We start from the raw sequence: 13,923 nt of genomic DNA, 5'->3' as shown, positions 1-13,923 counted from the left end.
AGCTACGATAGCACGCCGCCGCCAACCCTGGGGTCAAGTCTGACATTCGGACACGAGCTCTGCCGTAACAGCAGCTACGGCAGAGCTCGTGTCCGAATGTCAGACTTGACCCCGGATTAAAAAAGGGAAGCACGTGGCTTCCCTTTTTTGGTTGCTCCCCGTTGCGATTAGCGGCGGGTGTCCACCTGGACCAGCGGCTCGTCATTTTGCGGCGGCAACGGCTTGCGTTCGCGTGGAACGCGTGCCGGTGCGACGGCGTTGGCGGCTGCTTCCTGCGCGGCGCGCAGCTTGGCTGGATCGGTGGCTGCCAGCGTCAGACCGGCGGAGCCGAGCACTGCTTGCAGGTCGATCGGGGCCGATGGTGCGACCGGCGCTGGCGTCGGCACTGCCACTGGCGCTGCGGCGACCGCAGCAACTGGCTCGGCAACCACTGGCGCTGCCACTGGAACAGGGGCTGGCGTTGGCGCCGGAGCTGCTGCGACCGGCGCGGCTTCCACCACGACTGGTGCGGCAACTTCCGCCACCACGGCCGGCGCTTCCGCGACGACTGGCGCCGCTGGTGCTTCGACCTGCGCCGGCGCTGCCGGTGCTTCCACCACAACAGCTACTGGCTCGGCGACGACTGGCGCAGCTTCGACCACAGGCGCTGCAACTACGGCAGGCGCTTCAACCACTGGCGCCGGTTCTGGCGTCACGACTGCTGCCACGACTGGCTCGGCGGCCGGTGCTTCGGCAACCACCGGCGCGGCGGCGACTGGCTCGACCACGGCAGCTGCTTCCACGGCCGGTGCTTCCATCGCGGCTGCTGCCGGAGCAACTGCTGCCTCGGCAGCTGGTGCGCTGAAGCTCAGGGCGATCTGCTCGCCTTGCTCACCTGCTTCACCCGCGGTCGATTCCTGGCCTTCCGCGCCTTCAACACCTTCGGTGCCGTCACGGTCGCGACGATTGCGGTTGCGGCCACCACGACGACGACGACGACGCGGTTCTTCACCGTCCACCGCTGCTTCGTTTTCATCACCTTCCGGGCCGGTGCTCGGCGCGGTTTTCAGGATGCTGGTGGCTGCTTCGGTCACCGGGCCGGTCGACGGCACGCCGACATTCAGCGCCAATTCTTCAACCTTGGCTTCGAGCGGGGCTTTCTCGCCGCGTGGTTCACGCGGAGGACGCGGCGTGCGTTCTGCGCGTTCCGGACGCTCTGCGCGTTCGCGTGGGGCCTGGCCTTCCGCTGCCTGGTTTTCACGCGGTTCGCGCGGCTCGCGCGGTGGCCGCGGTGGGCGGGCCGGACGGCCGTTGGCGTCGACTGCCTTCGCTTCGTCCGCTACCGGACGGGCTGCGCCTGGTTCGCGCTCTTCGCGCTCGCCACGGCCTGCGGCCTTGCCGTTACGGTTGCGGCCACGTGGGCCACGCGCGTTGCGGTCGCCACGGTCGCCGGACGGCGCCTTGACCACGATGGTCGGCTGCTGCGGCAGGGCCGTCGGCGCCGGTTTCGGGCTCAGGAAGCTGAACAGCTTGGCGAAGAAACCTTGCTCGGCCGGTGCTGGCACTGGGGCCGGCGCTGGCTTGATGACGGTTTCGGTCGGCTTGCGCTCGACCAGCGGCGCCGGCTGATCCGGGGTGATGGTCTTGACCATGGCTTCCTGGCGCGGCTTGGCTTCTTCCTTCTGGCGCTTGCTGTAGGCCATGTCGGTTTCGGCTTGCTCGGCCAGCGAGTAGCTCGCCTGGCTTTCTTCCAGACGCGGATCGTCGTGCTTGATGCGCTCCAGTTTGTAGTGCGGGGTTTCCAGGTGCTTGTTCGGCACCAGGATGACGCTGATGCGGTGGCGGGTCTCGATCTTCAGCACTTCGCCGCGCTTTTCGTTCAGCAGGAAGGCCGCCACGTCCACCGGAACCTGCACGTGGATGGTGGCCGAGTTTTCCTTCATCGCCTCTTCCTGGATGATGCGCAGCACCTGCAGGGCCGACGATTCGGTGTCGCGGATATGGCCGGTGCCGGAGCAGCGCGGGCAGGTCACGTGCGAACCTTCGGACAGCGACGGACGCAGGCGCTGGCGCGACAGTTCCATCAGGCCGAAGCGGGAAATCTTGCCCATCTGGACGCGGGCGCGGTCGTGGTGCAGCGCATCCTTCAGGCGCTGTTCGACCTCGCGCTGGTTCTTGGCCACTTCCATGTCGATGAAGTCGATCACGATCAGGCCGCCCAAGTCGCGCAGGCGCAGCTGGCGGGCCACTTCTTCAGCGGCTTCGCAGTTGGTGTTGAAGGCGGTGGTCTCGATGTCCGATCCGCGGGTGGCGCGGGCCGAGTTGACGTCGACAGAAACCAGGGCTTCGGTGTGGTCGATCACGATGGCGCCGCCCGATGGCAGCGGCACGGTGCGGCTGTAGGCGGTTTCGATCTGGTGTTCGATCTGGAAGCGGGAGAACAGCGGCACGTCGTCGCTGTAGCGCTTGACGCGGTGCACCATGTCCGGCATCACGTGGCTCATGAACTGGTGAGCCTGTTCGTAGATGTCGTCGGTGTCGATCAGGATTTCGCCGATGTCGGGCTGGAAGTAATCGCGGATGGCGCGGATCACCAGCGACGATTCCTGGTAGATCAGGAAGGCGCCCGAGGCCGACTTGCCGGCGCCTTCGATCGCGCGCCACAGTTGCATCAGGTAGTTCAAGTCCCACTGCAGTTCGTCGACGTTGCGGCCGATGCCTGCGGTGCGGGCGATCACCGACATGCCTGGCGGCAGGTCCAGCTTGTCCATGGTTTCGCGCAGTTCCTGGCGCTCTTCACCTTCGACACGGCGCGATACACCACCGCCGCGCGGGTTGTTCGGCATCAGCACCAGGTAGCGGCCGGCCAGCGAGACGAACGAGGTCAGGGCGGCGCCCTTGTTGCCGCGCTCTTCCTTTTCGACCTGGACCATGATTTCCTGGCCTTCGCGCAGCGCTTCCTTGACGGAGGCGGTACGGACATCCACACCTTCGCGGAAGTAAGTGCGTGCTACTTCCTTGAAAGGCAGGAAGCCGTGGCGATCTTCGCCGTAGCTGACGAAGCAAGCTTCCAGCGACGGCTCGATGCGGGTGATCACGCCTTTGTAGATGTTGGATTTGCGCTGTTCGCGGCCGGCGGTTTCGATGTCGATATCGATCAGTTTCTGACCGTCGACGATCGCTACGCGCAATTCTTCTTGCTGCGTAGCATTAAACAACATGCGTTTCATTTTTATTAACTCCGCGACCCGTAGGTCATCTCTGTGCCGCTCGGTTTCTTAGGACCGAGGCAGCGTGGTACAGGGATATACGCGAGAATTAATGTGATTGTGGTGGGTATGCCCATCCTGTGCGACGCAGCAACGCGAACGAAAACGTCCGCAGTGCGGCCGCAACTGGGCGCATGAGGTCGATCGACATGCCGAGTGCTCGCATCACCTACAACTCATCCATGCGGCCCCTGACGGACGGCAGAGAAATGCAGGCGGTGAGCAACGTCGTTGAGAGCCAAATCCTGACCAGGCTTACATACTACAAGTATTGCAACTTCGGTAACCAGGCTTGTTTCAGCCTTCCGTCGAGCTTGCAGCAAAGCATGGGGTTTGGCGAAAACGGCAAGCGTTATCAACTTCATCAACCGGCCAGCTCGACACTAGACCGAGCTGGCCGGACTTTATCCTTACAATCCAACCATATTAATTCAGCATCCCTGTCGACATCCGATTACAACAACGGTGCAACCTTGATTCCGGCAGGGGTGGTGCGTATACATTTTTTCCTCTGAATTTGCAATTTGGCGAGGCCAGTGGAGACGCCCCTGTGTAAAATATGCTTTTATTCTTACACTTGCCGCAGATTGAGCCACAGCGCTAACAATTATATATTCAAAATGAAGGACTTAGAGAGATTTCTGGGAAGACAGAGCAAATGAAGCAACAAAAAGATGTTATCCCACCTTCAACACACCAGGACGTTCCGCTGCAAGCGCAATTCGTCACCATTACTGAAGAAGAAGCCGGCCAGCGTATCGACAACTACCTATTGCGTATTTGTAAAGGCGTGCCGAAGAGCCACGTCTACCGCATTCTGCGTTCGGGCGAGGTGCGGGTTAACAAGGGACGCATCGATCAACTGTACCGTCTGGTGCAGGGCGACGTCGTCCGTATTCCACCGATCCGCATCGCCGAGAAGGCCGACACCACCCATGTGCCGGCCGCCGAATTCAAGGTGATTTTCGAGGATGCCCAGCTGCTGGTGATTGACAAGCCGGCCGGCGTGGCCGTGCACGGCGGTTCCGGCGTGTCCTTCGGCGTGATCGAGCAGTTGCGCGCATCGCGTCCGGACGCCAAGTTCCTGGAGCTGGTGCACCGCCTGGACCGCGACACCTCCGGTTTGCTGTTGCTGGCGAAGAAACGTTCGGCGCTGACCAACCTGCACGAACAGATGCGCGACGGCCATACCGACAAGCGTTACCTGACGATGGTGGCGGGCGACTGGAAGAATGCGCGCCAGCACGTCAAGCTGCCGTTGCACAAATACACCACGGCCGACGGCGAACGCCGCGTGGCGGTGCAGGCGGAAGGCATGCCGTCGCACACGGTGTTCTCGCTGCTGAAGAAATTCAAGGACTTCGCCCTGCTGGAAGCCGAACTGAAGACCGGACGCACTCACCAGATCCGCGTCCACCTCGCATCTTCCGGCTTCGCCATCCTGGGGGACGACAAATACGGCGATTTCGCCTTGAACCGCGTTTTGTTGAAGGCCGACGCCACGCGCGGCGCGCTCAAGCGCATGTTCCTGCACGCCCATCAGATTACCTTTACCCATCCAGATTCCGGCAAAATCATGACGCTGAACGCGCCATTGGCTGCCGAATGTGAGCGATTCTTGGTAAGCTTGGGGAAACCTCTTAACTAATCGCAAATATTATTGAAGGAGCCGGCCCGCGGTAGCAGGCCGGAACACATGGCAAGAAAGCAATTCGATTTAATCGTCTTCGATTGGGATGGAACGTTGATGGATTCAACGTCAACCATCGTGAAGTGCATCCAGGCGGCGGCCAGGGACTTGTCCCTGCCGATACCCCGCGACGACGTTGCCGCCCATGTGATCGGCCTCGGCCTGCATGAAGCCATGCAGGCGGTGTTGCCGGAGATCGATCCGTCGTATTATCCGCGCATGGTGGAACGTTACCGCTATCACTTCCTGTCGCGCGACCATGAGTTGACCCTGTTCCCCGGCGTGCACGACCTGCTGACGGAACTGTCGCAGAACGGCTATTTCCTGGCGGTGGCCACCGGCAAGAGCCGGGTCGGCCTGAACCGCGCCATGAACGACGTCAAGCTGTTGTCCATGTTTGACGCCACCCGTTGCGCTGATGAAACCTTTTCCAAGCCGCATCCCGCCATGTTGCAGGAATTGACGCGGGAGTTGGGTCAGGATATGCGCCGTACCGTGATGATCGGCGATACTTCGCATGATTTGCTGATGGCCAACAATGCCGGCGCGTCCGCCATCGCGGTGCAGTATGGCGCCCATCCGGTCGACCAGCTGGCCGCCTGCAAGCCGCTGTACTCGGCCGCCACGGTGGCCGAGTTGCACCAATGGCTGAGCGAGCACGCATAATGGCTGACGAAGATATCCTGATCTGCGCCGCCGATGCCGTGCTGGAGGGCGGCAAGGGGGTGCGCTTCCTGGTGACGGCCGGCGGCGACGATGGCACCGGTTTCGTAGTGCGCTACGGCGGCAAGGCATACGCCTACCTGAACCGTTGCGCCCACGTGCCGATCGAGCTGGACTGGGCCGAAGGCGAGTTCTTCGAGTCCAGCGGGCTGTACCTGATGTGCTCCACCCACGGCGCGATCTATGCGCCGGAAAGCGGTTTCTGCGCCGGCGGACCCTGCAAAGGCGGACGTTTGCGCCCGATCAGCGTGGTTGAGCGCGATCGGCAGATTTTCTGGCAACCGGATGACTACGTGCGCCCCGCGCGCGCCTGACTGACCTTAAACGAGAACTATGAGCGATAACACTAGCGAAAATGGTGGTAACAACGCCGAAAAACCAGCATCGGCGCCTCCTGCGCCGGTCAAGGCAACGGTCACCGCGTCCAATTGGGAGCGCGAGGTGCTGGAAAAGCTGGTGTTTGCCACGCTCAAGGAGCAGAAGGCGGCGCGCCGCTGGGGCATCTTCTTCAAAGCCGCGACCTTGCTGGTGATCGTGGTCGGGCTGAGCGCCTACCTGGACATCAGCTGGACCGGCTCGGAAGAAACCCTGGGCCGCCACACGGCGCTGATCGAGATCGAAGGCGCGATCGAGTCCGAGGGCAGCGGCGCCGCCTCGGTGGTGATCCCCGCGCTGAACAAGGCGTTTTCCGACAGCGGCTCGGTGGCGGTGGTGATGCACATCAATAGTCCCGGCGGCAGCCCGGTGCAAGCCGGCATGATCGTCGACGAGATGGTGCGCCTGCGCAAGGGCTATCCGGCCAAGCCGCTGTACGTGGTGGTCGATGAAATCTGCGCCTCCGGCTGCTACTACATCGCCGCCGGCGCCGACCGCATCTATGTCAACAAGGCCAGCATCATCGGCTCGATCGGCGTGCTGATGGACGGCTTCGGCTTCACCGGCATCATGGAAAAAGTCGGCGTCGAGCGCCGCCTGCTGACCGCCGGCGAGAACAAGGGCTTCATGGACCCGTTCAGCCCGCTGACCGAAAAGCACAAGCAATACGCGCAGACCATGCTCAACGAGATCCACCAGCAGTTCATCCAGGTGGTGCGCAGCGGCCGCGGCAAGCGCCTGAAGGAAAGCCCTGACATGTTCTCCGGCCTGTTCTGGACCGGCGCCAAATCCATCGACATGGGCCTGGCCGACGCCTTCGGCACGGTCGACAGCGTGGCGCGCGACGTGGTCAAGGCGGAAGACATCATCGACTACACCCAGCATGAAGGCTTGCCGGAACGCGTGCTGAAGAAATTCGGCGCGGCCATGGGCGCCGGCGCGGTCAAATCGGCGCTGGATAACGTCAAGCCCAGCCTGCGCTAGGCGGGCGGGCAGGCAGGCTGGCCGTTAGGCGCAGTGATCGCATCACTGGACTGGCGATTAACATTATCAATCCAGCCTTATTCATGCTTGCATATCCGAGCCGGTGGGCTATAGTGGTGTTGTAGTTCTTTCCAAGGGAGGCCGATATAAACAGTTTATCTTGTTGTCAGCATCTTGTTCAATTTGATGGAACTACTCAGCTGCATCATTGATGCGGAGTAGAGAGAATTTCGATTCCTCGTAAAGAGTCCTGTAGTGGGGCTGAAAACAGCGGCGCAATGCCGCTGTTTTCAATTGCGGCGTCGCTTTGCGCGAAGCCGCCGGCGTCCAGCCAGGCCAGGAAGTGTGCTTGCCGGGCGGCATGCCACTGTTCCAGGGCGCCGGCGGGGGCGGCGTCCGCCGGCAGACAGCTGCGGCAGCGCGCCAGCAGCAGTTCGGTTCTGTGCATGGCGGCCTGTTCTTGCGCCGCTGTCGTGACGGTAGGTAAGGTAGACATGGTAAGTCCTGCTGAGCATTCCTAATGCACTAGGCGAATTCCTAGTGCAATTTCAGTTTATCAATGGAATTGGCGCGGGACTTGATATTCATCAAGGTTGATGGCTATCTAGAATGAATGCTGCGCTGCAATAATCTGCGCCTTCCCGCTGCCACCGCCATCCTGTAAAATCCGGCCATGAGTAAACTATCCCTAGACCGCATCCTGCAATCGCAGGGTTATGGCACCCGCAAGTATTGCCGCTCCCTCATCGAGGATGGCGAAGTCAGCATTGGCGGGGTCGTGCACGACAACTACAAAGCCAGCATCGAGACCGATGGCCTGGTGCTGACCATCTTCGACGAGGAATGGGTCTACCGCGAGCACCTGTACATCGCGCTCAACAAGCCGGCCAATTTCGAATGCTCGCGCAAGCCCAGCCACCACCCCGGCGTGCTGACTCTGCTGCCCGAGCAGTTCAGCTGGCGCGAGGTGCAGCCGGTCGGCCGCCTCGACCATGACACCACCGGCATGCTGCTGATGTCGGACGACGGCCCGTTCATCCACGCGCAATCGTCGCCCAAGCGCCATGTGCCGAAGATTTACCAGGCAACCACCCAGGAGCCCGTCACCGACGAGCTGGTGGCGCAATTGCTGTCCGGCGTGCAGCTGCACGACGAGCCGGCGCCGCTGGCGGCGCAGACCTGCGTCAAGCGCGGCGAGCACCAGCTGGAAATCGTGCTGGAGCAGGGCAAGTACCACCAGGTCAAGCGCATGCTGGCGGCCGCCGGCAACCATTGCAGCGCCCTGCATCGCTCCGCCATCGGCGCGCTGACGCTGGAGTCGCTGGGCATCGCCGAGGGCGAGTGGTGCTACCTGACGGCGGAACAACTGGCACTGTTGGCCCCCGCCGCATGAAGCTGGCAACGCTGAAGGACGGCACCCGAGACGGCCAGCTGATGGTGGTGTCGCGCGACCTGAAAACCGCGCAACTGGCGGACGGCGTAGCGCGCACCCTGCAGCGCGCGCTGGACGACTGGACCTTCATCGCGCCGCAGCTGGACGCCATCTACCAGGAACTGAACCAGGGCCGCGCCCGCCGCAGCTTCGAGTTCGCGCCGGAGCACTGCATGGCGCCGCTGCCGCGCGCCTTCCAGTGGGCCGACGGCTCGGCCTACGTCAACCACGTGGAGCTGGTGCGCAAGGCGCGCGGCGCCGAGCTGCCGCCGTCGTTCTGGGAAGATCCGCTGATGTACCAGGGCGGCAGCGACGATTTCCTCGGGCCGCACGATGACATCGCGCTGTTCCACGAGGAGTGGGGCATCGATTTCGAGGCCGAAGTGGCGGTCATCACCGACGACGTGAGCATGGGCGCGACGCCGGACCAGGCGCATCAGCGCATCCGCCTGCTGATGCTGGTCAACGATGTGTCGCTGCGCAACCTGATTCCCGACGAGCTGGCCAAGGGCTTCGGCTTTGTCCAGTCCAAGCCGGCCACCAGCTTCTCGCCGGTGGCGGTCACGCCGGACGAGCTGGGCGACGCCTGGAAGGGCGGCAAGGTCCACCTGCCGCTGCTGTCGACCTGGAACGGCAAGCTGGTCGGCAAGCCGCAGGCCGGCGTCGACATGGTGTTCAACTTCCCGCAGCTGATCGCCCACCTGGCCAAGTCGCGCAATGTGCGGGCCGGGTCCATCATCGGCTCGGGCACGGTGTCCAACAAGGACGCCAAGCGCGGCTATTCCTGCATCGCCGAGCAGCGCTGCCTGGAGACCATCGCCGGCGGCGCGCCGCTCACGCCCTACATGGCGTTCGGCGACACCATCCGCATCGACATGCTGGGCGGCGACGGCAAATCCGTGTTCGGCGCCATCGAGCAGGCCGTCAAGCAGGCGATCGCCGAGCCGGGCGGCCGGAAATTGCCGTAAGGAATCTACGAGCAGGGCCGGAAATACCGCCGTATTCGGGCGATGGCCCGGTCCCGCCGCGGTCGATAATGGCACGGTCGAGATAAACCCCGCAGCAGGCAGATTCCATGGCAGAAGACAGCGACGCAGAAAAGACCGAACCCGCGTCAGCGAAGCGCCTCGAGCAGGCGCGTGAAGAGGGCGACGTCCCCCGATCGCGGGAAGTGGCGACGTTTACCGTGCTGATGGCGGCCGGCGCCGGCCTGTGGATGACCGGCGACGGGCTGGTGCGCCAGCTCAACGCCGCCCTGGTGTCCGGCCTGAGCTTGACCCAGGAACAAATCTTCGATGCCGACATCCTGCTCAACCGCATCGGCGTCGACGTGGTGCGGGTGATGCTCGCCTGCCTGCCGCTGGGCATCGCGGTGATGATCGTCGCGCTGGCGTCGCCGCTGCTGGTGGGCGGTTGGCTGTTCAGCGGCAAGGCGATCGCCCCCAACTTCAACAAACTCAACCCGGCCAACGGCCTCGGCAATATGTTCTCGTCCAATTCGCTGGTCGAGCTGTTCAAGGCGGTGGCCAAGGCGCTGGTGGTGGGCATGGTGGCCTGGCTGGTGGTGATGAAGCAGAAGGACGCCGTGATCGGCCTGGCGGTCGAGCCGCTCAAGCTGGGCATGACGCACACCCTCAATATGCTGGGCAGCAGCTTCCTGTTCATCGTCGGCGCGCTCGGCCTGATCGCCGCCATCGACGGCCCTTACCAGATGTGGCACTACGCGAACAAGCTGAAGATGACCCGCCAGGAGCTGATCCAGGAATCCAAGGAGTCCGACGGCAATCCGCAAATCAAGGCCAAGATCCGCCAGCTGCAACGCGAGATGGCCAAGCGCCGCATGATGGCCGACGTGCCGACCGCCGACGTGGTGGTGACCAATCCTACCCACTACGCGGTGGCGCTGAAGTACAGCGACGGCATGCGCGGCGCGCCGAAGGTGGTGGCCAAGGGCAGCGACGAAGTGGCGGCCAAGATTCGCGAGATCGCCAGGGAGCACAAGGTGATCATGCTGGAAGCGCCGGCGCTGGCGCGCGCGCTGCACAAGCACACCGAGATCGGCGACGAGATTCCGGAGGCGCTGTACTCGGCGGTGGCCGAAGTGCTGGCCTATGTGTTCCAGCTGCGCCTGTTCAGCAAGGGCGACGGCAAGCGCCCGGATATACCGAAGTCACTCGATGTGCCGCCTGAGCTCGATCCGCTCAACCCCGCATCGCACCAGCAGAAACCCGACTTGAATAACGGAACACCCGCATGAACGCCCTGAGCAACCTGAAACTGCCGCCATGGCTGCAAGGCATCGCCAACAGCCGCAACAAGAGCAGCCTGGCCGCGCCTATCCTGATCATCATGCTGCTGGCGATGATGGTGCTGCCGCTGCCGGCCTTTGTGCTCGACATCTTCTTCAGCTTCAACATCGCGCTGGCGGTGATCGTGCTGCTGACCAGCCTGTACACGGTCAAGCCGCTGGACTTCATGGCCTTCCCGACCATCCTGCTGGTGTCGACCATGCTGCGCCTGTCGCTGAACGTGGCCTCGACCCGGGTGGTGCTGACCGAGGGCCACAACGGTCCCGACGCCGCCGGCAAGGTGATCGAGGCCTTCGGCCACTTCCTGATCGGCGGTAACTACACGGTCGGTATCGTGGTGTTCATTATTTTGACGATCATTAACTTCACCGTGGTGACCAAGGGTGCGGGCCGTATCGCCGAGGTGGGCGCGCGTTTCGCCCTGGATGCGATGCCGGGCAAGCAGATGGCGATCGACGCCGACCTCAACGCCGGCCTGATCGGCGAGGCCGACGCCCGCAAGCGCCGCAGCGAAGTGGCGCAGGAAGCCGAATTCTACGGCGCCATGGACGGCGCCAGCAAATACGTGCGCGGCGACGCCGTGGCCGGCATCCTGGTGACGGTGATTAACGTGGTCGGCGGCCTGCTGGTCGGCCTGCTGCAACACGACCTGACCTTTGCCGACGCGCTCAAGAACTACACCTTGCTGGCCATCGGTGACGGCCTGGTGGCGCAGATCCCGTCGCTGGTGATTTCGACCGCGGCCGGTATCGTGGTCTCGCGCGTGGCCAGCGAGCAGGACATCGGCACCCAGGTGGTGGGGCAATTGTTCGCCAAGCCGCAGGTGCTCTACATCACCGCCGCCATCATCGGCGGCATGGGCCTGATCCCGGGCATGCCCAACCTGGTGTTCCTGCTGCTGGCCGGCGTGCTGGCCGGTTCGGCCTACATGATGACGCGCAAGGCTGAGGAGGGCAAGATCGCCGAAGTGGCGGCGGCCGAAGCGGCGGCGTCGCCGGCCGCCGCGCCGGAGCAGGAGGAGGCCAGCTGGCAGGACATCATGCCGGTCGATACGCTGGGGCTGGAAGTGGGCTATCGCCTGATCCCGCTGGTGGACAAGACCCAGGGCGGCGAGCTGCTCAAGCGCATCAAGGGCATCCGCAAGAAGTTCGCGCAGGAGGTGGGCTTCCTGGCGCCGCCGGTGCACATCCGCGACAACCTGGAATTGAAGCCGTCGGCCTACCGCATCACGCTCAAGGGCGTGGAGGTGGGCATGGGCGAGGCCTTCAACGGCCAGTTCCTGGCGATCAATCCGGGCATGGCCAGCGGCACCTTGCCGGGCATGACGACCACCGATCCGGCCTTCGGCCTGCCGGCCACCTGGATCGACGCCAATCTGCGCGACCAGGCGCAGGGCATGGGCTACACCGTGGTCGACGCCGGCACCGTGGTGGCGACCCACCTGAATCACCTGATCACGACCCACGCCTCCGAGCTGCTGGGCCGGGCCGAGGTGCAGTCGCTGCTGGACCACCTGGGCAAGGATGCGCCCAAGCTGGTGGAAGACCTGGTGCCGAAGATGGTCTCGCTGTCGACCCTGCAGAAGGTGTTGCAGAACCTGCTGATGGAAGGCGTGCATATCCGCGACATGCGCTCCATCATCGAGACGCTGGCCGAGCACGCCGTGCACACGCAGGACCCGGGCGACCTGACGGCGCTGGTGCGCATCGCGCTGGGACGCGCTATCGTGCAGCAGCTGTTCCCCGGCGCCAGCGAGTTGTCGGTGATGACCCTGGATAACCGCCTGGAACGCTTGTTGATGCAGGCGCTGGCGGCCAGCGGTCCGGATGGCGCCGGCATCGAGCCGGGGCTGGCCGACACCATCGCCCAGCAGGCGCAGGCGGCGGCGCAGCAGCAGGAGGCGCTGGGCTTGACGCCGGTGCTGCTGGTGCCGGGGCCGCTGCGGGCCTTGCTGTCGCGCTTCCTGCGCCGCGCCTTGCCGCAATTGAAGGTGCTGTCGCATGCGGAGATCCCGGAGACCAAGACCATCCGCGTGACGGCGCTGGTGGGCCAGCAGCCGGCCTAAGTTTGAGCGGATCGCGGATGCATCCATGTGGGCGGCCTAGACTGCTTGCATGGATGACGACGATTTCGACACGCCATGGAAGGAAGCGGTCATGCACCACTTCCCCGAGTTCATGGCCTTTTATTTCCCTCTTGCGCATGCTGCGATTGACTGGTCGCGGCCGTACACATTTCTCGATCAGGAATTTTCCGCGCTGACTTGCGATGCCGAGTTGGGCAAACGCTTGCTCGATAAGCTGGTTTCGGTGCACTTGCATGATGGCGGCGAGCAATGGGTGCTGCTGCATCTGGAAGTGCAGGGCTGGCGCGATACGGACTTTGCGGAACGTATGTTTGTCTACAACTATCGCGTCTATGATCGCTACCACCGCGCGGTAGCCAGCATGGCGTTGCTGACCGATGGTGGCAAGCGTTGGCGGCCTTCGTCGTTTAGTTACCGTTTGCTTGGCTGCACGGTGGGGATTGAGTTCCCTGTCGTCAAACTATTGGACTTCGCCGATCGCCTTGACGAGTTGCAGTGGCACGAGAACCCCTTTGCCTTGGTGACGCTGGCGCATTTGCAGGCGCGGCAGACCAGGGGAAGCCCCCACCGCCGGCGCACCGCCAAATTGCGGCTCACCAAACTTCTGTATCAGCGTGATTGGGACAAGCGGCGTATCATCAATTTGTACCGGGTGATCGACTGGATCATGCGATTGCCGCAAGCATTGGAAGTTCGGGTGGCCTACGTGGCTTTGCAATTGGAAAGGAGGCGAACTATGCCTTACATATCTTCGATGGAACGCCTTTGCATGGAGCAATGGCGCAAGCACGGACTTGAAGAGGGGCGGCAAGTAGGATGGCAACAGGGGCGACAAGAAGGACGGCAGGAAGGACGGCAAGAAGGACGGCAAGAAGGACGGCAAGAAGGGCAGTCTGCCCTGCTGACCGCCTTGTTGCAGCAACGCTTCGGCGAGCTGGATGCTGCTGTCCGCACACGGCTTTTGACGGCCGATGAATCGCAGCTGTCGGCATGGGCCCAAAACTTCGTTGGCGCCGCCTCGCTGGAGGAGGTTTTCCGCGACAGCTAAGCCGCCTCGACCGCAATGGCGAAATGCG

General features: G+C 63.2%; 12 protein-coding genes. 10 read left to right on the top strand and 2 right to left on the bottom strand.

Annotated features, from left to right (window positions below; all coding sequences use genetic code 11):
* Nucleotides 1-167: 167 nt before the first annotated feature.
* On the bottom strand, nucleotides 168-3,209 hold the full coding sequence (locus tag KVP70_RS10215; RefSeq protein ID WP_217942052.1) for an Rne/Rng family ribonuclease: 3,042 nt from the start codon (nucleotides 3,207-3,209) through the stop codon (nucleotides 168-170).
* Nucleotides 3,210-3,382: 173 nt separating this feature from the next.
* On the opposite strand from KVP70_RS10215, the gene KVP70_RS10210 reads away from it, so the two are divergent.
* The 5 genes from KVP70_RS10210 (at nucleotide 3,383) to KVP70_RS10190 (ending at nucleotide 7,020) form a co-directional block, all read left to right on the top strand.
* Entirely contained in the window at nucleotides 3,383-3,763 is a 381-nt protein-coding gene (locus tag KVP70_RS10210; protein ID WP_217942051.1) for a hypothetical protein, read from the top strand.
* Nucleotides 3,764-3,906: 143 nt separating this feature from the next.
* Nucleotides 3,907-4,896, top strand: coding sequence for an RluA family pseudouridine synthase (locus KVP70_RS10205; RefSeq protein ID WP_217942050.1), 990 nt, complete (start codon nucleotides 3,907-3,909; stop codon nucleotides 4,894-4,896).
* A 48-nt stretch (nucleotides 4,897-4,944) separates the two neighbouring features.
* On the top strand, nucleotides 4,945-5,604 hold the full coding sequence (locus KVP70_RS10200) for an HAD-IIIA family hydrolase (RefSeq protein ID WP_217942049.1): 660 nt from the start codon (nucleotides 4,945-4,947) through the stop codon (nucleotides 5,602-5,604).
* Nucleotides 5,604-5,975, top strand: coding sequence for a Rieske (2Fe-2S) protein (locus KVP70_RS10195; RefSeq protein ID WP_217942048.1), 372 nt, complete (start codon nucleotides 5,604-5,606; stop codon nucleotides 5,973-5,975). Before KVP70_RS10200 ends, KVP70_RS10195 begins: the two co-directional genes overlap by 1 nt.
* Before the next feature lie 19 nt (nucleotides 5,976-5,994).
* Nucleotides 5,995-7,020 (top strand): S49 family peptidase, encoded by a 1,026-nt coding sequence (locus KVP70_RS10190; protein WP_217942047.1) that lies wholly within the window; start codon nucleotides 5,995-5,997, stop codon nucleotides 7,018-7,020.
* 205 nt (nucleotides 7,021-7,225) lie between these two features.
* Here the strand turns inward: KVP70_RS10190 and KVP70_RS10185 are convergent, their stop codons facing one another.
* The gene (locus KVP70_RS10185) at nucleotides 7,226-7,516 is read right to left on the bottom strand and encodes a hypothetical protein (RefSeq protein ID WP_217942046.1); all 291 of its coding nucleotides are present in this window, start codon (nucleotides 7,514-7,516) and stop codon (nucleotides 7,226-7,228) included.
* Nucleotides 7,517-7,693: 177 nt separating this feature from the next.
* Between KVP70_RS10185 and KVP70_RS10180 the strand changes: the two genes are divergently transcribed.
* From KVP70_RS10180 to KVP70_RS10160, 5 genes are all read left to right on the top strand, one after another.
* A complete protein-coding gene (locus tag KVP70_RS10180; protein ID WP_217942045.1) occupies nucleotides 7,694-8,413 on the top strand; it encodes a pseudouridine synthase in 720 nt (239 codons plus the stop codon).
* A complete protein-coding gene (locus KVP70_RS10175) occupies nucleotides 8,410-9,420 on the top strand; it encodes a fumarylacetoacetate hydrolase family protein (RefSeq protein WP_217942044.1) in 1,011 nt (336 codons plus the stop codon). The genes KVP70_RS10180 and KVP70_RS10175 overlap by 4 nt, the downstream gene beginning before the upstream one ends.
* 107 nt (nucleotides 9,421-9,527) lie before the next feature.
* Nucleotides 9,528-10,709 carry a flagellar biosynthesis protein FlhB gene (gene flhB / locus KVP70_RS10170; RefSeq protein WP_217942043.1) on the top strand — a complete coding sequence of 394 codons (1,182 nt, stop codon included), beginning with the start codon at nucleotides 9,528-9,530 and terminating at the stop codon, nucleotides 10,707-10,709.
* On the top strand, nucleotides 10,706-12,826 hold the full coding sequence (gene flhA / locus KVP70_RS10165; RefSeq protein WP_217942042.1) for a flagellar biosynthesis protein FlhA: 2,121 nt from the start codon (nucleotides 10,706-10,708) through the stop codon (nucleotides 12,824-12,826). Before flhB ends, flhA begins: the two co-directional genes overlap by 4 nt.
* Before the next feature lie 49 nt (nucleotides 12,827-12,875).
* Nucleotides 12,876-13,895 (top strand): RpnC/YadD family protein, encoded by a 1,020-nt coding sequence (locus tag KVP70_RS10160; RefSeq protein WP_217942041.1) that lies wholly within the window; start codon nucleotides 12,876-12,878, stop codon nucleotides 13,893-13,895.
* Nucleotides 13,896-13,923 lie beyond the last annotated feature (28 nt).

Source organism: Duganella violaceipulchra (assembly GCF_019166075.1).
Classification (GTDB): Bacteria; Pseudomonadota; Gammaproteobacteria; order Burkholderiales; family Burkholderiaceae_D; genus Rugamonas; species Rugamonas violaceipulchra.
The sequence above is the reverse complement of the archived record's forward strand: the minus strand, read 5'-3'. Positions and strand labels throughout refer to the sequence as shown.

Excerpts from the sequence above, each read along its gene's own strand:
- KVP70_RS10215 (WP_217942052.1), bottom strand. The coding sequence starts at position 3,209 with ATGAAACGCATGTTGTTTAATGCTACGCAGCAAGAAGAATTGCGCGTA.
- KVP70_RS10210 (WP_217942051.1), top strand. The coding sequence starts at position 3,383 with ATGAGGTCGATCGACATGCCGAGTGCTCGCATCACCTACAACTCATCC.
- KVP70_RS10205 (WP_217942050.1), top strand. The coding sequence starts at position 3,907 with ATGAAGCAACAAAAAGATGTTATCCCACCTTCAACACACCAGGACGTT.
- KVP70_RS10200 (WP_217942049.1), top strand. The coding sequence starts at position 4,945 with ATGGCAAGAAAGCAATTCGATTTAATCGTCTTCGATTGGGATGGAACG.
- KVP70_RS10195 (WP_217942048.1), top strand. The coding sequence starts at position 5,604 with ATGGCTGACGAAGATATCCTGATCTGCGCCGCCGATGCCGTGCTGGAG.
- KVP70_RS10190 (WP_217942047.1), top strand. The coding sequence starts at position 5,995 with ATGAGCGATAACACTAGCGAAAATGGTGGTAACAACGCCGAAAAACCA.
- KVP70_RS10185 (WP_217942046.1), bottom strand. The coding sequence starts at position 7,516 with ATGTCTACCTTACCTACCGTCACGACAGCGGCGCAAGAACAGGCCGCC.
- KVP70_RS10180 (WP_217942045.1), top strand. The coding sequence starts at position 7,694 with ATGAGTAAACTATCCCTAGACCGCATCCTGCAATCGCAGGGTTATGGC.
- KVP70_RS10175 (WP_217942044.1), top strand. The coding sequence starts at position 8,410 with ATGAAGCTGGCAACGCTGAAGGACGGCACCCGAGACGGCCAGCTGATG.
- flhB (WP_217942043.1), top strand. The coding sequence starts at position 9,528 with ATGGCAGAAGACAGCGACGCAGAAAAGACCGAACCCGCGTCAGCGAAG.
- flhA (WP_217942042.1), top strand. The coding sequence starts at position 10,706 with ATGAACGCCCTGAGCAACCTGAAACTGCCGCCATGGCTGCAAGGCATC.
- KVP70_RS10160 (WP_217942041.1), top strand. The coding sequence starts at position 12,876 with ATGGATGACGACGATTTCGACACGCCATGGAAGGAAGCGGTCATGCAC.